23 protein-coding genes and 1 tRNA gene are annotated in these 20,574 nt (G+C 61.0%); 11 read left to right on the forward strand and 13 right to left on the reverse strand.

Going from position 1 to position 20,574, the window contains the following annotated elements; all coding sequences use genetic code 11:
• The first annotated feature begins 18 nt into the window (after nucleotides 1–18).
• The 3 genes from GKZ68_RS03730 to GKZ68_RS03740 all read left to right on the forward strand — a co-directional run bounded on the left by GKZ68_RS03730 (nucleotide 19) and on the right by GKZ68_RS03740 (nucleotide 2,854).
• The gene (locus GKZ68_RS03730) at nucleotides 19–270 is read left to right on the forward strand and encodes a PID-CTERM protein-sorting domain-containing protein (protein WP_254244147.1); all 252 of its coding nucleotides are present in this window, start codon (nucleotides 19–21) and stop codon (nucleotides 268–270) included.
• A 694-nt stretch (nucleotides 271–964) separates the two neighbouring features.
• Nucleotides 965–1,906 (forward strand): PLP-dependent cysteine synthase family protein, encoded by a 942-nt coding sequence (locus tag GKZ68_RS03735; protein ID WP_173110843.1) that lies wholly within the window; start codon nucleotides 965–967, stop codon nucleotides 1,904–1,906.
• A gap of 204 nt (nucleotides 1,907–2,110) precedes the next feature.
• Nucleotides 2,111–2,854 (forward strand): LuxR C-terminal-related transcriptional regulator, encoded by a 744-nt coding sequence (locus tag GKZ68_RS03740; RefSeq protein WP_173110845.1) that lies wholly within the window; start codon nucleotides 2,111–2,113, stop codon nucleotides 2,852–2,854.
• On the opposite strand, the gene GKZ68_RS03745 is transcribed toward GKZ68_RS03740, so the two are convergent.
• From GKZ68_RS03745 to GKZ68_RS03765, 5 genes are all read right to left on the reverse strand, one after another.
• Complete coding sequence (locus tag GKZ68_RS03745) at nucleotides 2,849–3,598, reverse strand: alpha/beta fold hydrolase (RefSeq protein WP_173110847.1); 750 nt, start codon at nucleotides 3,596–3,598, stop codon at nucleotides 2,849–2,851. The genes GKZ68_RS03740 and GKZ68_RS03745 overlap by 6 nt on opposite strands.
• Before the next feature lie 171 nt (nucleotides 3,599–3,769).
• A complete protein-coding gene (locus GKZ68_RS03750) occupies nucleotides 3,770–4,120 on the reverse strand; it encodes a hypothetical protein (protein ID WP_173110849.1) in 351 nt (116 codons plus the stop codon).
• 119 nt (nucleotides 4,121–4,239) lie between these two features.
• Nucleotides 4,240–4,881, reverse strand: a complete 642-nt coding sequence (locus tag GKZ68_RS03755; protein WP_173110851.1) for a hypothetical protein — start codon at nucleotides 4,879–4,881, stop codon at nucleotides 4,240–4,242.
• A 29-nt stretch (nucleotides 4,882–4,910) separates the two neighbouring features.
• Nucleotides 4,911–6,008 carry a site-2 protease family protein gene (locus GKZ68_RS03760; RefSeq protein WP_173118155.1) on the reverse strand — a complete coding sequence of 366 codons (1,098 nt, stop codon included), beginning with the start codon at nucleotides 6,006–6,008 and terminating at the stop codon, nucleotides 4,911–4,913.
• 118 nt (nucleotides 6,009–6,126) lie between these two features.
• Entirely contained in the window at nucleotides 6,127–6,801 is a 675-nt protein-coding gene (locus GKZ68_RS03765) for an HAD family phosphatase (RefSeq protein ID WP_173110853.1), read from the reverse strand.
• 140 nt (nucleotides 6,802–6,941) lie between these two features.
• On the opposite strand from GKZ68_RS03765, the gene GKZ68_RS03770 reads away from it, so the two are divergent.
• Nucleotides 6,942–7,015: transfer RNA gene (locus GKZ68_RS03770), tRNA-Ile, on the forward strand.
• 97 nt (nucleotides 7,016–7,112) lie between these two features.
• Here the strand turns inward: GKZ68_RS03770 and GKZ68_RS03775 are convergent.
• Both GKZ68_RS03775 and GKZ68_RS03780 read right to left on the reverse strand, forming a co-directional pair.
• On the reverse strand, nucleotides 7,113–8,405 hold the full coding sequence (locus tag GKZ68_RS03775) for an NAD(P)/FAD-dependent oxidoreductase (protein WP_173110855.1): 1,293 nt from the start codon (nucleotides 8,403–8,405) through the stop codon (nucleotides 7,113–7,115).
• A 113-nt stretch (nucleotides 8,406–8,518) separates the two neighbouring features.
• Entirely contained in the window at nucleotides 8,519–8,977 is a 459-nt protein-coding gene (locus GKZ68_RS03780; protein ID WP_173110857.1) for a hypothetical protein, read from the reverse strand.
• A 114-nt stretch (nucleotides 8,978–9,091) separates the two neighbouring features.
• On the opposite strand from GKZ68_RS03780, the gene GKZ68_RS03785 reads away from it, so the two are divergent.
• Nucleotides 9,092–9,607, forward strand: coding sequence for a DUF4112 domain-containing protein (locus tag GKZ68_RS03785; RefSeq protein ID WP_173110859.1), 516 nt, complete (start codon nucleotides 9,092–9,094; stop codon nucleotides 9,605–9,607).
• Nucleotides 9,608–9,790: 183 nt separating this feature from the next.
• Here the strand turns inward: GKZ68_RS03785 and GKZ68_RS03790 are convergent, their stop codons facing one another.
• Complete coding sequence (locus GKZ68_RS03790) at nucleotides 9,791–10,540, reverse strand: TIGR04283 family arsenosugar biosynthesis glycosyltransferase (RefSeq protein ID WP_173110861.1); 750 nt, start codon at nucleotides 10,538–10,540, stop codon at nucleotides 9,791–9,793.
• A 151-nt stretch (nucleotides 10,541–10,691) separates the two neighbouring features.
• Between GKZ68_RS03790 and GKZ68_RS03795 the strand changes: the two genes are divergently transcribed.
• From GKZ68_RS03795 to GKZ68_RS21640, 4 genes are all read left to right on the forward strand, one after another.
• Complete coding sequence (locus GKZ68_RS03795; RefSeq protein WP_173110863.1) at nucleotides 10,692–11,561, forward strand: sterol desaturase family protein; 870 nt, start codon at nucleotides 10,692–10,694, stop codon at nucleotides 11,559–11,561.
• A gap of 162 nt (nucleotides 11,562–11,723) precedes the next feature.
• On the forward strand, nucleotides 11,724–12,119 hold the full coding sequence (locus GKZ68_RS03800) for a cupin domain-containing protein (RefSeq protein ID WP_173110865.1): 396 nt from the start codon (nucleotides 11,724–11,726) through the stop codon (nucleotides 12,117–12,119).
• A 209-nt stretch (nucleotides 12,120–12,328) separates the two neighbouring features.
• The gene (locus GKZ68_RS03805; protein ID WP_173110867.1) at nucleotides 12,329–12,661 is read left to right on the forward strand and encodes a Dabb family protein; all 333 of its coding nucleotides are present in this window, start codon (nucleotides 12,329–12,331) and stop codon (nucleotides 12,659–12,661) included.
• 135 nt (nucleotides 12,662–12,796) lie between these two features.
• The gene (locus tag GKZ68_RS21640; protein ID WP_217275307.1) at nucleotides 12,797–13,093 is read left to right on the forward strand and encodes a hypothetical protein; all 297 of its coding nucleotides are present in this window, start codon (nucleotides 12,797–12,799) and stop codon (nucleotides 13,091–13,093) included.
• A 258-nt stretch (nucleotides 13,094–13,351) separates the two neighbouring features.
• On the opposite strand, the gene GKZ68_RS03815 is transcribed toward GKZ68_RS21640, so the two are convergent.
• From GKZ68_RS03815 to GKZ68_RS03830, 4 genes are all read right to left on the reverse strand, one after another.
• Nucleotides 13,352–14,416: a PmoA family protein gene (locus tag GKZ68_RS03815; RefSeq protein ID WP_173110869.1), complete on the reverse strand. Its 1,065-nt coding sequence runs from the start codon at nucleotides 14,414–14,416 to the stop codon at nucleotides 13,352–13,354.
• A gap of 19 nt (nucleotides 14,417–14,435) precedes the next feature.
• Nucleotides 14,436–15,803: a Gfo/Idh/MocA family protein gene (locus GKZ68_RS03820; protein ID WP_173110871.1), complete on the reverse strand. Its 1,368-nt coding sequence runs from the start codon at nucleotides 15,801–15,803 to the stop codon at nucleotides 14,436–14,438.
• Between the two features lie 248 nt (nucleotides 15,804–16,051).
• Entirely contained in the window at nucleotides 16,052–17,821 is a 1,770-nt protein-coding gene (locus tag GKZ68_RS03825; protein WP_367949200.1) for a PAS domain-containing protein, read from the reverse strand.
• A 162-nt stretch (nucleotides 17,822–17,983) separates the two neighbouring features.
• Nucleotides 17,984–18,436: a BLUF domain-containing protein gene (locus tag GKZ68_RS03830; protein WP_173110875.1), complete on the reverse strand. Its 453-nt coding sequence runs from the start codon at nucleotides 18,434–18,436 to the stop codon at nucleotides 17,984–17,986.
• Nucleotides 18,437–19,439: 1,003 nt separating this feature from the next.
• Between GKZ68_RS03830 and GKZ68_RS03835 the strand changes: the two genes are divergently transcribed.
• Nucleotides 19,440–19,694, forward strand: a complete 255-nt coding sequence (locus tag GKZ68_RS03835) for a hypothetical protein (protein WP_173110877.1) — start codon at nucleotides 19,440–19,442, stop codon at nucleotides 19,692–19,694.
• Nucleotides 19,695–20,214: 520 nt separating this feature from the next.
• Nucleotides 20,215–20,376 carry a hypothetical protein gene (locus GKZ68_RS03840; RefSeq protein WP_173110878.1) on the forward strand — a complete coding sequence of 54 codons (162 nt, stop codon included), beginning with the start codon at nucleotides 20,215–20,217 and terminating at the stop codon, nucleotides 20,374–20,376.
• On the opposite strand, the gene GKZ68_RS22570 is transcribed toward GKZ68_RS03840, so the two are convergent.
• Nucleotides 20,373–20,573 (reverse strand): transposase, encoded by a 201-nt coding sequence (locus tag GKZ68_RS22570; RefSeq protein WP_173118156.1) that lies wholly within the window; start codon nucleotides 20,571–20,573, stop codon nucleotides 20,373–20,375. The two genes, GKZ68_RS03840 and GKZ68_RS22570, sit on opposite strands and share 4 nt — an antisense overlap.
• Nucleotide 20,574 lies beyond the last annotated feature (1 nt).

Below are 20,574 nucleotides of genomic sequence, written 5' to 3' on the forward strand. Positions count from 1 at the left end.
TCATTCAAAAAACTGTTTATGAACACGATAAGTGTTGCGATGGCTAGCCGCTGGGTGCTGCTGGCTACGCTGGCCCTGGCTGGCGCGGGCCGGGCGGTCGCCCAGGCCCCCGGCACGGGTGGCCCCACCCCACAAGCTCCCGACGCTCCTACCGCGGTGCCCCTCGATGGCGGCACCAGCCTGCTGCTGGCCGGCGGCTTGGCATATGGCCTACGCCGCCTGCGCCGCCGCGCGGCGGCTTCTGAACGGCCCAGCCAGCCGCTTCGCTAGGCTAGGCCCTCCTTGTGAGGCAACTAAGTTTACCCTACTGTGCAGATGCATTTAGGTCATTGTCTTAGCTGTTTAGGATATGAGCCAGCGTTTCATACTACAACTGGGGCCCGGATGCCTGGCGGTGCTTGGGCTGCTGATGGGGCTAGCGGCCTGTAAAAAAGACACCGAAACGCCATCATCCCCTCCGGCTGGACGCAAGCCCAGCGCCGATTTCTCGTTTGCCATCCGCAACCCGGGGGTGCTGCCGGCTACAGTGGCTTTTCACTGACCACTTTATTTCAGTCGTGGCGCTTTCCGGTAGCGCCGTGGCCGAGGCCGCGCGCTACCCTTAAAGCCACTGCCAACGGCAGGCCATTTGCCCTTAATCGGAGAATAAGCAGGCGATGAGAAGCCACGGCTTCGAGTGTTTAGTCAAGCAAATCAACTCACGAAGCTAGCGGCTGGCTTCCCCGCTCCTTTCGGAGAAGGGGCCGGGGGGGAGGCGCTCCGTCCGCGCATGGTGTTAACCAACCTGTAATTTGATTCGCTGCAAGTTCTTTTGCCGAGCAGTTGTCCGCGCTTTTTAGGAAGCCTCGTAAGCTGTTTGAGCTAGCCGAGTATCAGCTCAAACGAAGCGGTAAAGACGCTTCGATAAGCTTAGCCTGACCATTCTGATAAATTCAGCCACCCACCCACCAGCTAGTACGAAACCATGCGCACCGCCGTCACTGCGAAAAACGATATTATCAGTGCCATTGGGAATACGCCGATGGTAAAATTAGAAAAAATAGTGCCCGATGATTGTGCAGATATTTACGTAAAATTGGAATACCTGAATCCTACCGGTTCCTATAAAGACCGCATGGTGTTGGCAATTATTCAGGAGGCAGAAAAAAGAGGAGTCCTAAAACCGGGAATGACCGTTGTGGAATGCACGGCGGGCAATACCGGTACTTCTCTGGCATTTGTATGTAGTGCGAAAGGATACCGTTTCAAGGCCATTTCGTCGGATGCCTTTGCGAAAGAGAAACTGCAAGCCATGCGCTTGTTTGGTGCGGAAGTAGAATTGTTATCCAACGAAGGAAGAGGAATTACGCCCGATTTAATTCCTAGAATGATTAAGCATGTGCAAAAATTAAGTACGCAGGAAGGCTTCTATTGGACAAAGCAATTTGAAAATACGGATGCCTTAGCAGGTTTTAGGGAAATGGGGAAGGAAATTCTTACTCAAATTACCCAGCCTATAAATGTGTTTTGCGCGGGCGTAGGCACGGCGGGTATGCTGACGGGCGTATCCCAGGAATTGAAGCAAGCTAATCCTGCCACGCAAGTAGTTGTGCTGGAACCGGCTTCGGCAGCGTTGCTAGCCCAAGGAATACCGGGAAGCCATAAAGTGGACGGCATTGGGGTAGGGTTTGTGCCGCCTCTGTTAAAGCAGGCAGCCTACGATGCCGTGCGGATGATAGAGGAGCCGGAGGCACGCCGGATAGCTAAATTATTAGCCTCAGAAGAAGGAATACTGGCCGGAACGTCAAGCGGACTGAATGTGTCAGCGGCCATCGCGCTTGGCAAAGAACTAGGTCCCGGCCATGCAGTAGTCACCGTGGCCTGTGACTCAGGATTAAAATACCTATCAAGCGGCTTGTTTGATTGAAACTGCGCTAACACGTATTTTACGAAGCGCTGCTTGAAATTCTGGCAGCGTTAAGTAGTTTAATATCGGATGCTGGAACGGCGCTGAGCTAACCAGATAGTACGAATTCATCAGTTAGCAAAATTGTGACAATAGCAGGACTATAGGTGGGGGAGCGAAGAGCGGTTAAGATTTGCCGGATTTGACGATTCACAGATAATGCTCATGCCACAAAACCCTCCCCTTACCCCCGAGTTTACTGGCGTACGCCGTGTGTGGCGCACTATTTATCCTGACGGCGACGCCGCGGCGCCGGTGCAGGTGACCGCCGAGGCCGTGCGCGATTTAGCGCGCCAGATGCTGCTCAATCAGTTCGTATTCATCTATGACGTGCGTGCTCAGCAGCCCGTGTTCGTGAGTGCGGGCATCGAGCGGGTACTTGGCTACCCCGCTGATGAGTTCAACCTGGAGCACTTTTACAACCAGATTCACCCCGCCGACGCCGCGCTGGTAGGCCGGGCTACTATGCTTTCGGCCGAGTACGCGGGGCGTTATAGGGCCGAAACGCTGGGGCAGGTATTCAGCACAGCCTACCGCCTGCGCCACCAGCGCGGGCACTACATACGCATCCTGCGCCAGAATTACGGTCTTTACGCCGATGAAAAGGGCAACGTGCTGGTGATTGCCAGTATCTATACCGACATCACGGCCCATAAGCACACCGACGAAGTAACTTTTCACTGTACCGACGAGCGCCTGCAGCGCCGCCTGGAGCAGGAACTGTGCCCGCCCGGCGAAACCCTGAGCCGCCGCGAGCAGGCCGTGCTGAAGCGCGTGCTAGCCGGCCGCAGCAGCCAGCAGATTGCCGATGAGCTCTTTGTGAGCGTGCATACCGTGAATACGCACCGCCGCAATATAAAACGCAAAGCTAACCGCCGCGACTTACCCGAGCTATTGCGGCTGCTATAGGGCAGAGCGCGGCGGCGTAGCTGCCACAAAGCGCAGCAGCAGGTCGTTGAACGCGGCCGGATTTTCCAAAAACGGCGTGTGACCCGCAGCTGGCACCAGGTGCAAGGGCACCCCCCAGCGGCTGGGAGCGACTAGGGTATCAAAATAATTGAAGTGCAGTAGGTGGTCGGCCTCTCCCGCCGCAAAAGCTAGCGGCACTGGCGTATCCCGAATAATAGCCAACTCGTCTGGAATCTCGCCGCCGGCGGCCAGCGCCGCCCTTATTGCGGCGCGAAACCGGCCATCTGCTTGATGCAGGGCTGCGGATACTACCGCCCGTGCCCCAGCCGTGGCCTGTGGCCCCAGGCAGTGGGTACACATAATAGTTAAGTCGGTTTCACTCACTTCCTGTTGGTAAAATAATAGCCCGCGCTCGTCAAAAGTAAAGGCGGCGCTCAGGCTGTCGGGTGCCTTTACTGGTGGCGTACCCACGGCCAGCACTCCGCGCAGCCCCGGCAATTGGGGTATGGCATCAAGAGCCAGGTGGCCGCCGTAGGAATGGCCCACCAGCACGGGTGCTACCGAACTCAGGGCTCGTGTGGCCTCGCATAGTACCGCTTGCAACTGCCGTGGGTAGTAGTGGGCTGGTACCCACGGCGAGGCGCCGCAGCCCGGTAGGTCCAAGGCCAGCAGCCGTAAGTGCTGTAGCTCAGGAGCCTCAAATTGACGAATGAATATGCTGGCCGCTAGTGAGTTGCCATGCACGAAAATGACTGGCGTACCGGCCGGGTCGCCGGCCTCATAGGTAGCTAGCGTAACACCCGAGGGTAGGGGAGGAAAATAGCCTGCATAGGCGGCTAGGGGTAAAGTGGTTGGGCTAAACTAATAGCCGTGAAGCTAGCCGCCAACCATGCCTGGTCCTTCTCCCACAAGTTGTTAAGCAGCCTTCTTTTCTAAAGCCCCTAGCAGCTCGTCGGCGGCCTTTTCGATGTCGTGGTAGCCTTGTTGGGCGGCGCGCTCTTTGGCGGCAATGAGGCCATCACGGTGCACCGTTTTGAAGTCGCCGTAGGGAAATTTGTAGCGGCCCTTATTATCCTCGTTTTGGCTTTTATCCTCGCCGAGGTGCCACTGGGCGTACTCGTCGATTTCGTGCTTTTGCAGGAAGGAATTTTCTTCTTTGGCGCCAGGATTATGCTGGTTCCAATGCCTTTGGTCGTTCTTGATTTTACCGGCCTTAATCAACCCTTTTGCAAAGGTGACGGCGGCGTGATTTAGCGTAATGCTCATGGCGGGGGCGGAAAAGTACCCGCATAGTACGAGCGCGTTAGCCCGCCAGGTTATGGCCGGGCTTGGCTGAGATAACGAAGAATTGCCGTCAGTGTAATTCTTCATTCCAAATTACCAATTCAATTCACATACGGCGCCTCCAGCTTCTGGCCCATGCTCTTGAAGCCCCGGCCGGGCAGGCGGCCGGTAAGGCGGGTGGCCAGCGCCTGCGCCTCGGGCGTGGGCAGCACATCGAGCTCGTGCAGCCAGGCCAGGCGGCGCAGCTGGGGCTCGATGAGGCCTAGCGGATTAATAGGCGCGTATTCGCGGCGCAGATAAGCCTTGGTATGGTCTTCGGTATTTTTGATAAAGGCACGCAGTTGGTGACGGTCGCGCGGATGGTCGGCTAGCGCCACGCGCAGGTGGGCGGTATGCACGATTGCCTGGTGCCACCAGTTTTGCCAGGCGTAGAGCACCACTAGGCCCAGCCCGGCCAACGCGCTAATTACATACACCCAAAAGTTTTCGGGCAGCACTGTATGGCCGGGTCTGTAGTGGTTCAGGGCCTGAATTATCAGCCAGCCGCCCAACGCAATGAGCAGCCGCAGCCGCTGCGTGGGCAGAGCATTGCGGTATTCGACCTGAAGTGGCAATACCTCTTCATAGGGAATCTCGACGGCGATATCGACTGCCCCGCGGGCGTCGCGCTGGCTTACAAACAGCCCATCCTGGCGCAGGGCGAACTGCGTGGCGCGCGTCAGCTGACTTTGTTGAAACTGCATAAACTACTTATCCTCCCCAAAAATACGCCCTACCGCAGCATCGCCAGCGGCGACGATGAGAAGCACAGCACAAACACCACCACCATCACCCAGCCCAGCACGCGGCGGCCGGGGCTCAGGGGCGTGTCGTCGGGCGCCACCGGGTGGTAGATGCCCGACAAGCGCCCCAGCAACAGCCCGAATACCAGCCAGCCCGGCTGGCCCAGCGTGCCGGGCCAGGCCGTGGTCACGGCTATCTGGGCTAGCCACACCCCGGCACCCACCGCCAGCCCCCAGCTGCGGCGCGGTAAGATTCGCCAGAATACCAGCCCCAGATACAGGGCATACGGCACGCCGCCGTAGAGCCAGGTTTCCCAGCCGCTGCGCAACGAGAAGATGCCGAGCCCCGCGTAAAAAATAAACGCCACGAACAGCAGCGCCGACAGCCGCCCCGCCCGGCGTGGCCCCAGCAGCCCATACAAGATGTGCCCACCATCTAGCTGGCCAATGGGGAGTAGGTTAAGCGCCGTGAAAAACAAGCTAAACTCGCCGGCCACCAGCAGCGGATAGCGCAGCAGCAGGTTGGGCGGCGGCAGGCGGTGCGGGTCGGCAAAGGTGGCTTCGAGCCAGCGGTAGAGCAGCGGCTGGGCCAGCGTAAACTCGGGCGCCGGGTAGCGGGCCAGGCTGCGCGTGGTCACGAGCAGGTACTCGGCCTGGTCGGGCAGGTGCGTAAAGGCATAAATGAGTAGCGGCACCGCCACCAGCAGCCCCGCCAGCGGCCCGGCTAGCCCGATATCAAAAAACTCGCGCCGCGAGAATATCCGCTCCTTTATCCGAATTACCGCTCCAAAAGTGCCGAGCCCAAACGGCATGGGCAAAAAATACGGCAGCGAAGTGCGCACCTTGTGGTAGCGCGCCGTGAAGTAGTGCCCAAACTCGTGCACTGCCAGCACGCCCAGAAATGGCCCCGCGTACTGCAGCCCCCAGCCCAGCTGCGCCCAACGCGCGGCCGCCGGCAGCCGAAATACATCGAGCGCCAGCCAGTCTACCGGCCCGCTGCGCACCAGCTGCACCCCCGCCAGGGTGGCCGTGATGAGCGTAGCCAGGAAAAGCCCCAGGTGCAGTGCGTAGCGGTAGCCCGGCCGCATGGGTGGCCGCTCGTAGCGCCGAAACAGGCGCTGCGCCCAGGCCCGGCGGGCGGGCGCGGGCTTGGCTACGGCATCGGCGGGCCAGCTCAGCAGCGGCTCGTCGGGGCGCTGCTCAGGCTCAGGCAGTGGGGGCAGGGGCGAGGGGTTCAGGGTATTCGCGGGGAAAAATGCGCAGCGCCTCGGGCAGCGCGGTGGTGAGGGTGAGGGGCGGGGCCAGGTGCAGCACCCGCAGCCCCAGGCGGCGGGCCGTCGCAATGTGCTGCGGGCTGTCTTCAATGAATAACGTCTCGGCGGGCTGCCAGTTCATTTCGCGCAGCGCGTGCCGGAATATCTCCTCGCCCGGCTTGCGGTGGCCCACTTCTTGCGAGTAAAACACGCGGTCGAGGCAATCGGCAATGCCGTGTTTAAAGCCATATTGAAGGGCTAGCCGGCGGTTCACCTCGGCAATGTGCAGCTGGTTGGTGTTCGAGAGCAGCGCCGTGTGGTGCCCCTGCCGGCGCAGCGCGCCAATGAGGGCTAGCCGCTCGGCGGGCACGTCGAGCAGCAGCGCATTCCAGGCATCGTCGATTTGGGCGTCGGTGGCGTCGAGGTCGTAGAGCTGGCGCAGCCCCTGCCTGAACTCGGCGGCCGACACGCGGCCGGTTTCGAGCTGGTCAAACAAGGCAGCCTGGCTGGCCTGGCTATATTCAGCGGCCTGCCCAGTGCGGCTCAGGCGGCGAAAGGCCTCGGGAGTGCGGGCGTAATCGATGTCGATGATGACACCACCAAAATCAAAAAGCAGGTTAGGAAGCATTTTCTGAAAAAACAGCGGCCAAGGAACTGGCCGCTTACAAAGGTCGGGCTCAAAAGATGCCTTGCCAGCCCCAATTCCACACGTAGTTTGGCGTTACTAGCGTAACTTTACCGCGCCCGCAACCTTTAGGTGCGGGCACCGGGCCTATAGCTCAATCGGTTAGAGCAGCTGACTCATAATCAGCAGGTCCTTGGTTCGATTCCAAGTGGGCCCACAAAAAGCCTCGTTTTCAAGCTGAAAACGAGGCTTTTTTGTTTATTGGGCAACCCGACGCCAGTTGTTGGTAATGCAGCACCAGCTTAACCAGGCCGCTAGGCTAGCAGGGCGCGCGCCGCCGCCTGCCCGCTCACCAGCGCGGCCTCGACCGTGCCCGCGGCAATGCCGCCGTGCACGCCTTCGCCAGCAAAAAACAGGGTGCCCGCCACGGGCGCGGCCAGGGCAGCGCGCGCCGCCGGCGCACCCACGGTGGGGTACGAATACGCGCCGTAAGTATGCGGCTCGGCGCCCCAGTTGCGGACGTAGCTGGCCCGGAGCCGCGCCCGTAGGGCTGCTGGGGAGGTGCCCAGCAGCCGCGCCAGCGAGGAGAGGGCAAGTGCCAGCACCGCTTTGAGGGAGGCGGCGCGCAGGCGCTCGGCGGCCGGCCCGGCTAGCCAGCCCGTGAGCAGGGGCCGGGCATCGGGCAGCTGGCTCCACCAGGTAGGCACCGGCTCATCAGACAGTAAAAACTCCAGTTCGGGCAGCCGCTTGTGCCAAAATACTTCCTCAAACTCGAGCTGCACTTTGATAACTGACCCAAAGCCGAGCTGCGCGGCAGCGGCCCGGTGCGTGGGCAGCTCGGGCGCAAAAGCTAGGTGGCCCGGCTGGCCGGCCGGGCGCTGCCACACCCCGAGCGGCACCGTACACAGCACTTGCCGGGCGTGGTAGCTGGCCCCATTTTCGGCGAGTGCCGTGGCGGCGCCGGGCTGCCAGCGAATTTCTTGCACGGGCGTAGCCAAGTGTATTGCCGCCCCAGCCGCCTGGGCCTGCGCGCCCAGCCAGTGCAGCAGCGGGCCGTAGCCGCCCAGGGGGCGGGGCGAGTCGTCGGCCCCGCCGGCGGCCCACTCGTCGCGCAAGGCCCAGGCACTCACGCGCTGGGCATCGGCCGCGTCGTAGCCTTCGGCGAATTGCGTAGCGAAAGCCCGTAGGGACGCGTGCTCGTCGCCGCTAAATTCTCGCGCCAGAAACTCGGCCAGGGGCAGGTCGTGAGGCAGCGTGCTGAGCCTGGCCAGCAGGGTCGGCAGCTGGGCAAAAAAGTTGGTATCGGGCTGCACCTGGCCGCCTTTTACCTGGTACGTCTGGCCGGCGGTGCCTTGCCACGAAATGCCGGCTGCGGCCAGCAGTGCCTTGGTGAGGGGCACCGGCTCGTGCATAAACTCGGCCCCGGCCTCCAGGGGAGCGCGAAAGCCGGCGGGCTGCAACGTGTGCACGCGCCCACCCAGGCGGTTCTGGGCTTCTGCCAGCAGCACGCGGCGCCCGGCGGCCGCTAGCTCGCGGGCGGCGAGCAGGCCCGCCGCGCCGGCGCCGATAATAAGCACATCGGTGTGATAATGGGGGCTAGCGGCCATTAAAAAAGCAATTGGAAAAGGTTGGTGAGAAAAAAATAGTGTAAACTTGGCAATGCAGCGCGCGAGCAGTCTGAACAGCCGCTTCCGGCGGAGTGTTGGGCACGGGCTGCCGGTCAAAACTTGCGCAGCTTCTTCTTACTCAGTTCGTAGCTGATAATGGCGGGCACGTAGAACGTGACATCGGCCGCAAACTTGGCGGCCAGCACGCCTAGCGGCACGCTGTGCAGCCACTGGGGCAGCCAGTACAGGAACGCGGGCCGAACGAGCAGGCTATCGAACACTTCGGCCACCCCAAACTCGACCACCAGCGCCCGCACGTTGCGGCCAAAAGTAGCGAGTAAGTAGGGGCGGCCCTGCGTGCGCAATGCGGCGCGCGTATGGCTGATGTCTTGCAGCAATAGCAGGCCAAAATACGCCCCGTTGCCGGCCCAGGTGGCAGCCAGGGCCACCGCTGCGCGCGTGCCGCCAGCCTGCGCCGCCGCCGCTCCCACCGTAGCCAGCAGTGATAGCAGCTCGGCTGGGCCGTAGCGCCGCAGCCATTCCCGCACCCGTGAAGAGCCCACGCCAGCCACTTGTTTTTGCCAAGGAGAAAGCCATGCTAACAGCGCAGCGTGGGGTAGGTTTGATGGGGGCGCGTCCTTGCGGCGCGCGGCGGCGTATAGTACCCACTACCTGCGCCTTTCCCAATGCCTACTGCCCCGCCGCCACCGCTCCCTGCTACGTTTGATGCCGATGCGCGCCTGCGCTGGGTCGAGCACGTGGCCCGGCTCATGGATAGTCAGTTCCGGCTGCCTGGCACACGCTTCCGCTTCGGGCTCGACCCGCTGCTGGGCCTAATTCCGGTGGTCGGCGACCTGTCCTCGACCCTCGTATCGGTGGCTTTGCTGGTGACTATGCTACGCCACGGGGCTAGCGGGGCCGTGGTGGTGCGCATGGTGCTCAATATCTTGCTTGATACCGTGCTAGGTGACATTCCGATTATCGGCAACGTCTTCGATTTTGCTTATAAAAGCAACGAGCGCAACGTGGCCCTGCTGCGCCGCCACTACGCCGAAGGCCGGCATCCGGGCAGCGGCAAGGGCCTGGTAGCAGTGGCGGTGCTGGGGCTGCTGGCGGTGGTCGGGCTGGTAGTCTGGGGCAGTATCGCGCTGCTGCTGGCCGCCTGGCACTACGTTGAAATGCATCCCATCGGCGCCCACTAATTGGCTTGCAGATTTTTGTTAATTACTTGATAAGTAACGTAGTGTGGTAGGAGGAGCTTTCGGGCCAGTCGGCCGGCAAACCGGGTACTTTCACCGGCCGTGCCGCTAGTTGCTCAGGCTCAGGCTATCGCTTCGATGACTACGAAGGCCACGGGCTGCTGCAAAACCAGTTGCAGCAGGTCTTTACAGCTTACCCAGCCGGATAAGCCGCCGGTAGAAGCGCACCAGCGTCGGCTGCGGCACGCCCAGGTAATAGAGCCCCGCAATCAGAGCGAATAGTCCTTGCAGCCGGAATACGCCGTTGGCCAGGTACTTGCGCGCCGAGGTAGTAACCACGCCCGGCAGCAGCCGAAACGGCGCCCGCGCCCGCAGCCGGCCCACGATATCCTGGTCTTCCAGCAGCAGCAGGTCTTCGCGGTAGCCGCCGATTTGCTCAAAAAGCGTGCGGCGCACAAATAAGCTTTGGTCACCGAACCGCACGGCCGTGAACGGCAGCCGTGTGCACCACGCGCTAAGCCGCAAAAACCAGTGCCCGTGGTCGAACGCCAGCCGGTAGCAGCCCGCCGGGTAGCCTTGCGCCACGGCCCGCTGCAAATCGGCCAGGAAGCCGGGGGGCGGGTAAGAGTCGGCGTGCAGGAAATAGAGCAGCTCGCCGCTCGCCTGCCGGGCGCCGTAGTTGAGCTGCGCGGCGCGGCCCTTGCGCGGGCTAGCCAGCACAGTAGCCCCGGCCTGCCGGGCCAGGTGCGGCGTGCCGTCGGTGCTGCTGCCATCTACCACTACTAGCTCGGGCCGGGGCTCGGCCGCCAGGTGCTGGTGCAGGTAGCGGAGCAGCTGCGAAATGGTACCTGCCTCATTATAAGCAGGAATGATGATGCTGACCGTCAGCTCGCTCGGGAGGGAAGTTTCTGCCAGCGGGAACTCGCGATTAGTCATGCGCCGCAAAAATAAAGCGCTGGTAGGTGCCTCAACTCCGGCACAGGGTATGGCGGCCGGCGCCGGGCGCGGCGGGTAGCGCACCCGCAACGCCCGGCAACTTGCCGCGTAGCGAGCCGGTAGTACCCTTGCTTACGTACTATTCACCACAATGCCTCTCTTCCCGGTTTCCCATCCACTACTCAAGCGGTTCGACCGTTGGGCGGCCCCGGCCCTGGCCGTAGCCGGGCTAGCCCTGCTGCTGCTCGAAACGGCCCATCCGCTGCGCCGCCGCACCCGCCCGCGCGCCGAGCGCTGGCGGCGCAACGTGCTACTGGCCGCGCCCGCGCTGCCCGCCGCGCGGCTCACGCTGCTGCCCGCAATGGTGGGCCTGGCGCAGCTGGCTGCGCCGGCCTATCCGGCGCGGCAGCTAGCCCGCCTGCCGGCCCCTTGGCGGCTTGCGCTTGAGGTGCTGCTGCTTGATTATTTGGCGTATAGCTGGCATCGGCTGCTGCACGCGCCGCTGCTGTGGCGCCTGCACCGCGTGCACCACTGCGACCTCGATATGGACCTGACTACCGCCTGGCGGTTTCACTTTGGCGAAATGCTGGCGAGCATTCCGTACCGGGCGGGGCTGCCGGCGCTGCTGGGTGTGCGGCCGGCCACCGTGCTGGCCTACGAGGCCGTATTTGAGGCCTGCACGGCCTTTCACCACAGCAACTGGCGGCTGCCGCTAGCCCTGGAGTCATCGCTGCTGCAGGTGCTGGTTACGCCCCGCGCCCACGGCATTCACCACTCCGTGGTGCACCGCGAAGCCCAGAGCAACTTTGGGGTGGTGCTCACCCTCTGGGACCGCCTGCACCGCACCCTGCGGCTCAATGTGCCGCAGGCGGCCATTCGCATTGGCGTGCCCGCTTACCCCGACCCCGCCACCCAAACCGTGGCGCGCCTGCTGGCCCTGCCGCTCGCCCCCCCCGAGCCCTGGGCCCGCCCCGATGGCTCGGTGCCCAAGCGGGCCGCTGGCGAGACTGTAGAAAGCTAGGCCGCCGGCCCAGCCGGGCTTCAGCAGCAGCCCCTGCGTAGCATGAACTACGGTGAAAAAATACGTGCGCGCTCGACTACCGACTCATCGTAAGAAGCACCCCAGAGCTGTGCTCCTCCTTTTCCGCTCGCTACGTATAGCAGAAAATACACTTAATTCATTATGAACAGCCCCGACCAACAAGCTGCCCAGCCGGCCCCAGCCCAGTATTTTACCGGCCCGGCCTGGGTGAAAATGCTTGCCGCCGCCGCCAACCCCACCGATTGTACCGTCGGCGACGTGCTTTTCGAGCCCGGCAGCCGCAACAACTGGCATGCGCACCCGCACGGGCAGCTGCTGGTAATAACGGCCGGCACGGGCTACTACCAGGAAAAAGGCCAGCCCGCCCGGCGCCTTACGGCCGGCGATACCGTCGTGATTGCCCCCAATGTGGTGCACTGGCATGGCGCCGCCGCCACCGACTGGTTTGCCCACCTGGCCATTAATCCGGCGGCTAGCCAGGGCGAAACCAACTGGCTCGACCCGGTCAGCGACGCTGACTACCGGGCAGTGCAGTAACGCATTTTATAGGCATAGTCAGAAGCTCACAGCAACACCAACCCACCTCCAGTCAGTAGCTTGCACACCCGCTAGCGTCCAGCAGTCGGGCTGGTCGCCCTTCGTCAACGGCTTTAATTTTTGGGTGTGGGCCGCACCCTGCGCCAGGTGGTTTTCGCGGCTGGGTCGCTCGGACTATCCGGTTTTTTTACCCGCTTTTATTTCTCTCCATGCTTGCTCCCGCCTCCCCCCAGCTATTCGTGCACCACGTCTTGTTTTATATGCCAGCCACCGCCAGCGATGCGGACCGGGCCAAGCTGCTGGAAGGACTGCAGAAACTGCGGACCATCCCGGCCATTCAGCTTGCGCATATCGGTACGCCGGCCGCTACCGACCGCGCCGTTATCGAGCGCACCTACACCTACTCGTGGCTGTGCTTTTTTGAAAGTCCCGCCGCCGAGCTCAACTATCAGCAGCACCCGATTCACGACGAGTTTCGGCAGCAGTACGCACCCTACTGGGAGAAGGTGGTCATCTACGACTCAGTTGGCCCTGCCCTCTAGGCCATTTTGCCGCAACGGGTAGCCGGTTACGGCCAACAGAACTCAGCAAAGCGGCTGCAGGCACAGGCTTCTGCGGAGAATAGTTTTTTTAAAAACTCCTCATTATTCGGAGTATTTTCCTTATTTATCAGCCTCATGCGCCTTACCAAGCGAGACTTCAGTATCATGGGCAGTACGATGCTTGTTATGGGCGTGCCGCTAGCCCTCGTAGCCACTGCTTCTCACCCGCTGGGTACGCTGCCCTCTTCCGTGTATGAGTGGACTGCGCTGAAGGCGACGCCCACCAGGGTGGGGGAGAAGCGGCAAGTATTCGATAGCCCTACCGAGACGCTGGAAAAGCACGTCACCACTCTCAAGCCGGGCGAGTTTGCCCACCCGCCGCACCAGCACCCGGAAGAAGAGCTAACGATTGTGCGGGAAGGCACGGTATAGGCGCTGGTGAACGGTGAGCGCAAGCGGCTCGGCCCCGGCTCGGTTATCTTTCAGGCCCCCAATCGGTTGCATACGCTCCAGAATGTGGGTGCTACGCCCGTCGTGTACCACGTTATGAAGTGGCGCTCGGCCAAAACCGGTCCGGCTCTCCCGGCCGAGCCTTAGGCCGGGCCGCGTCACAAGAGGCCATATACTTTCGAAAGTCAGGTTGCGCAGGGCGGCATCAGTGCTTCGGCCGCCAGCGCATAGCGGGCTAGCTTACTTGCTGGCGGCCCAGCTTTTCTTCGCGAAGTCGGCAGCTGCCGCATTCAGCTGCCTGGCCGACAAGGTACTTGCCCCCTCGTCGAGCAGGATGCGGTAGCGAAACGTCACGGCCTCGCCCGGCTTAAGCCGGAGGTTTTTGGCCGACTTGCCATTAGTGAAAATCTTTTCGCCCAGCGGGTTAGCCGCAAACAGGCCGTAGCCCCGTGCGTGCCAGAAAGTAGGGTAGTTCGGGTTCTGCGGGTGGTCGATGATGGCCACGCTCACCGAGTCGGCGCCCAGCTTGCCGTAGGCTTTGCACCAGGTGCCGCGGGTGCTCCAGGCATCATTGCCGCGCTTGCCGGCGCTGGTGAGGTAGGTGCCGGTGGGCACGCGGTCGGTACCCCCTTTTACCACCGTCACGATGCCTTTGCTGTCCGTAAACTTCTGGTCCTGGTCGTTGGGCATTTGCAGCTCGTGGGCTAGCCGCAGGCCCAGCAGGCCGTCTTTGGCATCGGTAAAGGTGACGGCCTGCACGGCTTTGAGCGTCGTCACGCGGTCAATGGTGCGGGCCCGCGCCGTGCCGCTAAACTCGAAGCGCGTGGTTTCTTCCAGCAGCACCTGGTTTTGCTGGTTGGTCCAGTTGGCGTGGTAGGCCAGCCCGCCGGTGGGCCCGCTGCTGGTAGCCACGATACGGTCGGTTTTAATCCAGCCGTAGTCCTTTTTCTTTGCTGGCGGAATGGCGTAGGAGTTGTTCCAAAAGTCCAGGCCGTTTACGTTCTCGTAGTTGAACCACAGGCCGATGTGGTGCGGGTGGTCGATAGGGTCGCCGGGTTTTGGGTTCAGCGGAAAGCCCCGCGTGACGATGGTGCCGTTGGCGGCACGCAGCGGGTAGAGCACCGGCTTTTCGAGCGAGTCGGGGTAAAGAAACGTAGTGAACAGCTGCTGACCCACAAACACGTCGACTTTCTTGTGCCTGGCGTCTTTCACCACGCGCACGGCCTCGGCTTGCTGGGCGCGGGCCGTCGAGAAGCTGGCTAGCCCTACCAGCAAGGCGGCGCCGGTTACTGCGAGAATTTTCATCAAAATCGTGGCTAGCCCGTTAGTATTTAAACACTTTACCGCCCACCATCACCTCCTGGGTTTTCTCGTCGAAGGTAGCCTTCATGCCCGTGTGCACGGCGGCATTGGTCATGATGGTGGCAATGGAGTGACTGTAGCCGGCCTCGACCGGGGCGTGGGGCTGCTTGCGGCTGCGCACGCACTCCATCCAGTTGCGGATGTGATTGGAAGTCAGCATGTCGCCACCCGTATTAGCCGAAACGGCTACCGCCTCGGTGGACTGGGTCAGGCTGGTTTCGGGCAGCAAAAACGCCGGCATTTTCATGTCGGCCGCGAATTTTTGGGTCAGGCCGCCGCGCGGCGAGACGGTGTTGGTGTTCAGGTTCAGCTCGCCGCCGTTGGAGTAGTAGATTTCGGCTGGGTGCTCGTCGCCATTGTCCATGCGCGAGCCAAACGTGACCTGGAAGCCATTGGCCAGGTCATCCAGCGGGCCGTAGTCGAAGACCGCCGTCATGGTATCCCAGTTCTTGCGGCCGTCTTTCCACATATAAATGCCGCCGTTGGCCACCACGCTGCGCGGGTGGGGGAGGCCCGTAAACCAGTGCACGGTATCAATCTGGTGGCTCATCCACTGCCCCGGCAGGCCCGACGAGTAGGGCCAGAACAAGCGAAATTCCAGGTACTTGCGCGCGTCGAAGGCTTCGGCGGGGCGGTTCATCAGGTAGCGCTTCCAGTCGGTGTCGGCCTCCTTGAGCTGGGGCACGAGGTCGGGGCGGCGCCAGCGGCCGGGCTGGTTCACGTTCCAGGTCAGCTCCACCATTTTGAGGGGGCCAAACTTGCCCGATTTGATGAACTGCTCGGCGGCCAGGTAGTTAGCCCCGCTGCGCCGCTGCGAGCCGATTTGCACAATCTGCTTCGAGGCCTTGATGGCCTTGAGGGCGGCCCGGTTATCGGCCATGGTTTCGGCAAAGGGCTTTTCGCAGTACACGTCGCAGCCGGCCTGCACGGCCTCGATGGCGTGCAGCGCGTGCTGAAAGTCGGCGGTGCTCACAAAAACGGCATCCACCACCTTCTTCTCGTACATCTCCTCGTTGTTGCGGTAGGCTACCACGTCGCGCTGCATCTTCTCTTTCCAGATAGCCGCGCCTTCGTCGCGGCGCTTTTTCCAGATGTCCGACACGCCCACTACTTCAAAGTTCAGCTCCTTGTAGTGGTTCATAAAACACGGAATGTGCGAGCCCCGGTGGCGGTCCGAAAAGCCTACCACGCCCACGCGCACCCGGTCGTTGGCGCCGAGTATGCGTTTGTAGCTGCTAGCCGACCAGGCTACCCGCGAGAGCATGACGCCCGCGCCGGCCAGGGCCGTTTGCTTAAGAAATAGACGCCGGGGAGTAGTTTCTGTGGACATGGGTGGGAATGGGAAAGTGATGAGACAGGCAATGAGGCTTGGCGCGCCAAACAGGCTATTGCCAAAGCCTGGCAGCAAGATACGGCCCCGTGGCACCGCGAAGAAAAGCAGCTAGCGAGTGTAAAGTAGCGGCGGCCTCGTAAGAAGGAGGGGTGCGGGAGTATTTATCTTCGCAAACGTTCTCGACAACGTTACCAGCCGCCCGGCCCGCCTGCCGTATACCCTTCAGTCTGACCTCCCGCCGCTGGTTAAGCCGGCTGGGTCCAGTAAATAGTGAAAGTAGTGCCTTCGCCTACGGTGCTGCTCACTTCCAGGTGGCCTCCCTGACTGGTTACAATGCGCTGCACGAGGTAGAGGCCGACACCCGTGCCCTCAATAGTAGGGTGCTGCCGCACAAAAAGCTGAAAGACGGGCGCTTGCGGGTTGGCTAGGTCCATGCCCAGGCCGTTATCCTGCACCTCCAGTACGGGCTGGCCTTCGGCCGTGAGGTAGCTGCGCAGGCGAATGCGGGGCTGGCGGTCAGGATGCGCAAATTTGAGGGCGTTGCTTACCAGATTGTGCACCACCGAGCGCAGATTGGCGCGGCTGTAGAGCAGGCCCGGTGCCTCGTCTACCAGCACCTCAAACTGGGCCTGGCGCAGCTGCGCCTGGGGACGCAGGCCGAGCACTACCTCTTCCAGAATCAGGGCCAGGTCTAGTATCTCGGCCGGCTCCTGCTGGGCGCGCTGCGAGCGCACGGTAGCGGCCAGGTCCTGCAAGGTGGTGTCGAGCTGGCCCAGGGCATCGTCTACCATGGCCAGCAGGTAAGCTTCGTCGGGGTCGGCGAAGCTAGCCGTGCGGCGCAACTCCTCAAACAGCCCCCGCAGGTTCAGCGCCGGCTGCCGCAAATCGTGCGAGGCCGCATACACGAAAGTGTCCAGGTCGTGGTGGGCGCGGGCCAGTTCATCGTACTGGGTTTGCAGCGCCTGGTGCAGCAGGTGCTGGTCTTGCACGTCGGTGCAGGTGCCAAACCAGCGCAGGCCCCGCTCATCGACCAGCTGCCGCGCCCGAATGATGTGCCAGCGATAAAGACCATCGTGCCGCCGCATCCGGTACTCGCCCTCAAACGTTTGCCCGCTGGCAATGCTCTGCACCCAGTAGCGGGCGGCTTCGGCCTGCTCCTCCGGGTGTAGCAGGCTCACCCAGCCGGTCGGCCCCAGCTCATCCAGCGTCAGGCCCGAATAGTCGGTAGTATAGCGGTTATAGTAGTCAATAAAGCCTTCCGTGGTAGCAGTCCAGATAAGCTCGGGAATACTGTCGGCCAGAAAGCGTAGTTCCGCCTCTCCGCGGCGCAGGGCCTCGGCCAGCTCCCGCTGGTCGTGCACCTCGGTGAGCGCGCCGTGCCAGAAAACGGGCTCGTTCGGCGCGTGCAATTCGGGCAAGGCGCGGCTCAGCATCCAGCGGTACTGGCCGTCGTGCCGCCGCAGGCGGTACTCGTAGCTCCAGCCCGTGCCGGTGCGCCGGGCCTGCTCGGCCTGGTAAAGGATGCGCAGGCGGTCGTCGGGATGAATAAGGAGGGGCCAGATGGCGTCGACAGCCGCAATGGGCGGCTGGCCCGTGAAGTAGTACCACTGCGGGCTCACGTATTCGTAGTGGCCCTGGGCATCGACGCTAAACGTGATTTGGGGCACTGTTTCGGTGAGCACCCGCAGCCGGGCATCCAGGCGCCGCGTTTCCAGGGCAAGGTGGTGTGCCTGCTGCCGCGCCTCTTCCTGCGCCGTCACATCTACCGCAAATAAGAGCAGCCCGCTGATGGCTTTTCCGGCCTCCTGCACCGGCTCCAGGGCTAGGTCGTAGTACCGCACAACGGTCTGTTGGCCCGCATTGGGCGGGGCTGGCAAGCCGTAGGCCTTGGTAATGAAAGGCTGCCCTGACTGGTAGACCTGCTGGATAACTTCGTGCAAATCGGCCGGGAGCTGGCTGGCACACGCGGCCAGCAGCTGCCCTTCCTGCGCCTGCGGGCCCAACACTGCCCGCATGGCGGCATTGACGAAACTGAAGCGTAGCTCAGCTCCATGTAGAGTAGCAACCCCGGCTGGAATGCGCCGCAGAATAGAGTGTAAGTGCTGCTCAGGCATAGCGTGAAACGAAGGTACGCATCGCGGGGGCGAGCAGTTGGCCTTTCGCCAGCCGGGGGCAGGCTAGCGCACCGGCTGCTCCACCGGGGCAGCCGCGGGTTCGTTGCCGAATACAGCTAGCCGCACGAGGTCTACCAGCAGCGCATCGGCAATCGTGAGGGTGCTGGGGGGCGGGGGCACGCGGTGGGGCAGTAGAAACCCTTCCAGCGCCTCAAAGCCCGCCGGTTCCAGCGGGTGAAAAGCCATTGACCACTGCGCAAAACTGCGGGCGGCAATGGGCCGTTGCACGAGCTTACGAACGTTGGAGTGGCGGCCATCGCGGGCAATACGCTCAAAGAGAGGCTCCAGCACTTCGGGAGAGCCTTCAATGAGCTGGGCAATATTGCCGTGGCTGTAAAAGAGAATCCCGGTAACCTGGTGGCGGGCGTTGTCGCGGCGGCACTGCTCGAGGAGGGCCTGGAGTTCCTGGTCAGAAAGCGGACGCACCGCGCGGCTCATATAGGCAATATGAATCATCCCCAAAAGTAGTAAGGCCGTTACTTCTGCACACGGTGCTGGTGCGAAGGCAATCGAACTAAAACCAATAATTAGAGCAAATTCGGGGGCAGTGTACGGTGCGAGCTGCCGGCTCAGCAAAGCCAAGCCAGTACCCAGCGGAAAGCAGTCTGGAAGTAACTTTTTGCCGAGGCAGATGATTCTTTACTGTTTTGCGCAATAATTTCTCCGAGCGCCTCGCCCCACTGCTTAAGAGTACGCCTGAGAAATCATTACTACCGGTATTATTCAGGCCGTATTTAAATTCTGAACAGGTATTTGCCTTAATTGCGCCGAGTGCAATACGAATAGGTGCTGAGGTTTTTCTGTTCAATAAGAAAGAATCGAAGTAAACGTGTCGTTTTGTTACGTAAGCAGGCCATAAATTTCGCCATCGCTTTTTATGTGTCGCCGATACAACTAGTTGGATACCCATCCTGATTAACGTCGCCCAGAGTTGCGCTACGCAAAGTATCGGGGAACCTCGTAAAGCAAAAGGTATGCGTAGCAAAATTACCATCTTTGGTCGCGTAAAACAGCCAGTACGTCATCATCCTTATTTACTGCAGGCAACGATGTCGCGGGCTAGCCACTACCGCTCACTACTTCCACTGCAAGGCCGCTAGCTCGTGTAGTGGTGCCGTAATTAACGACCAGCAGTGAAAAGTAAAAGAATGCGCGATTGAGTAAAGGCTGCCGTGTTGAAATATAAAAAAATAAATCTTGAGAATAGAGCGTATTATTTGCTCCGCTTCCTAAAAATGATATACGAATGGTGTGGTACACCCGGAGCATCACAAGCCTGCTGCATCTTTTGTTTTTGGTGCTATCCTAATTAGACTGCGTGGATTAGCAAGATTATCGTCGTTACATAAAACAGGTGTAAAAGTTCAGGTCCCCACGGTCCTTTATAAAAGCTTTCGAAGTAAATAATTTGCAGTAGCTTTGCAGGAAGATTATTTTCTACTTACAAACGCTTTTAAAAATGGCATTAGACCTCACCCAACTTCAAACGCTGCTGAACAAAGCCGAACAGAATGAAGCACTGATAGGCGACTTGCAAAAGCAATTCAAAAAGGTTCGCGCCGTTTTCGATGAAATGGAAAAACTCCTTGAAGATAACTACGTTTCCAAGGGTCGCAAAGCGCGGGCGGCTGCTGAAACTGACGCAGAAGCCCCCTACGGCCGCAAGAAGGATGGCACCCCCAAACAGCGTCCCGGCCGCGTGAAGGCAGAATAAATAAGCCCACCGTATCAACGCTCAAAACCCCCTGCTTCTGCAAAACGAAGGAGGGGGTTTTGATTAGGAAGTTATTTCCATATGAAGTCCTTTTATGCGCTCGCTCAATAAATAATTTATTGGCTATTAGAAACTAAATTACTTGTGGCCTCCTGCTAGTCGACAGCTAAAAGGGTGTTAGGAAATCAGGTAGTATCCAAGCGGTTGAGGCACAAGGTCAAGTGGGCAATGAGTAGCCAGGTTTCAGGAGAACGCGGGGTAAATTTGTAGTAGATGGCTAAGCGGCCCGAGCCGAGCGGGCCAATCAGGCGCGTATCGGCGGGGTAAATTTGTAGTAGATGGCTAAGCGGCGGAAGCCGGTGAGCCAAGCAAAAGCGCGTTCCACGACCCAGCGCTTGGCCACCGGTACAAAGCCCCAGGTGCCAGGTGGCCGACTGCCCACTGGGTGCGTAAAGCCGAGCTTGGCCACGTGCCGGGCGAAGCGTCTTTGATTGGCCGCGTGCACCCGGCAAGCCAGGATGTGACCCTTCACATCGTTAATAATCTGGTGTTTACGGCCAATGACGTGCTTGCCTCCATCCAGACTCCGGTGTTCAAAGATGTGCGGGGCGCGCCGCACGCTTTGGCTGTCGAGGCAGAGGAGCGAAGGAGCAGCGGGCCGGCCGCCACCCGGTCGGCTTAGTTAACGGCATCCGTCAAGCACGGCCACCGCTCGCTAAGCTGCCAGCGGCGGAAGTAGTAGTATACAGCCGACCAGGGCGGAAAATTGCCGTGTAGACAACGCCACTGGCAGCCTGTGCGACAGATAGTGCGCAGTGCGTCAACGGCTAAGCGCAGATAATGGCGGCGTTTGCGTTGGATAGGTAGCAGCGCGGCGATA

Source organism: Hymenobacter sp. BRD128 (assembly GCF_013256625.1).
Classification (GTDB): domain Bacteria; phylum Bacteroidota; class Bacteroidia; order Cytophagales; family Hymenobacteraceae; genus Hymenobacter.

What these genes read in the sequence shown, in the direction of transcription:
- GKZ68_RS03730 (WP_254244147.1), top strand. Translation starts at nt 19, where the DNA reads ATGAACACGATAAGTGTTGCGATGGCTAGCCGCTGGGTGCTGCTGGCT.
- GKZ68_RS03735 (WP_173110843.1), top strand. Translation starts at nt 965, where the DNA reads ATGCGCACCGCCGTCACTGCGAAAAACGATATTATCAGTGCCATTGGG.
- GKZ68_RS03740 (WP_173110845.1), top strand. Translation starts at nt 2,111, where the DNA reads ATGCCACAAAACCCTCCCCTTACCCCCGAGTTTACTGGCGTACGCCGT.
- GKZ68_RS03750 (WP_173110849.1), bottom strand. Translation starts at nt 4,120, where the DNA reads ATGAGCATTACGCTAAATCACGCCGCCGTCACCTTTGCAAAAGGGTTG.
- GKZ68_RS03755 (WP_173110851.1), bottom strand. Translation starts at nt 4,881, where the DNA reads ATGCAGTTTCAACAAAGTCAGCTGACGCGCGCCACGCAGTTCGCCCTG.
- GKZ68_RS03760 (WP_173118155.1), bottom strand. Translation starts at nt 6,008, where the DNA reads ATGCGGCCGGGCTACCGCTACGCACTGCACCTGGGGCTTTTCCTGGCT.
- GKZ68_RS03765 (WP_173110853.1), bottom strand. Translation starts at nt 6,801, where the DNA reads ATGCTTCCTAACCTGCTTTTTGATTTTGGTGGTGTCATCATCGACATC.
- GKZ68_RS03775 (WP_173110855.1), bottom strand. Translation starts at nt 8,405, where the DNA reads ATGGCCGCTAGCCCCCATTATCACACCGATGTGCTTATTATCGGCGCC.
- GKZ68_RS03785 (WP_173110859.1), top strand. Translation starts at nt 9,092, where the DNA reads ATGCCTACTGCCCCGCCGCCACCGCTCCCTGCTACGTTTGATGCCGAT.
- GKZ68_RS03790 (WP_173110861.1), bottom strand. Translation starts at nt 10,540, where the DNA reads ATGACTAATCGCGAGTTCCCGCTGGCAGAAACTTCCCTCCCGAGCGAG.
- GKZ68_RS03795 (WP_173110863.1), top strand. Translation starts at nt 10,692, where the DNA reads ATGCCTCTCTTCCCGGTTTCCCATCCACTACTCAAGCGGTTCGACCGT.
- GKZ68_RS03800 (WP_173110865.1), top strand. Translation starts at nt 11,724, where the DNA reads ATGAACAGCCCCGACCAACAAGCTGCCCAGCCGGCCCCAGCCCAGTAT.
- GKZ68_RS03805 (WP_173110867.1), top strand. Translation starts at nt 12,329, where the DNA reads ATGCTTGCTCCCGCCTCCCCCCAGCTATTCGTGCACCACGTCTTGTTT.
- GKZ68_RS21640 (WP_217275307.1), top strand. Translation starts at nt 12,797, where the DNA reads ATGCGCCTTACCAAGCGAGACTTCAGTATCATGGGCAGTACGATGCTT.
- GKZ68_RS03815 (WP_173110869.1), bottom strand. Translation starts at nt 14,416, where the DNA reads ATGAAAATTCTCGCAGTAACCGGCGCCGCCTTGCTGGTAGGGCTAGCC.
- GKZ68_RS03820 (WP_173110871.1), bottom strand. Translation starts at nt 15,803, where the DNA reads ATGTCCACAGAAACTACTCCCCGGCGTCTATTTCTTAAGCAAACGGCC.
- GKZ68_RS03825 (WP_367949200.1), bottom strand. Translation starts at nt 17,821, where the DNA reads ATGCGGGCAGTGTTGGGCCCGCAGGCGCAGGAAGGGCAGCTGCTGGCC.
- GKZ68_RS03830 (WP_173110875.1), bottom strand. Translation starts at nt 18,436, where the DNA reads ATGATTCATATTGCCTATATGAGCCGCGCGGTGCGTCCGCTTTCTGAC.
- GKZ68_RS03835 (WP_173110877.1), top strand. Translation starts at nt 19,440, where the DNA reads ATGGCATTAGACCTCACCCAACTTCAAACGCTGCTGAACAAAGCCGAA.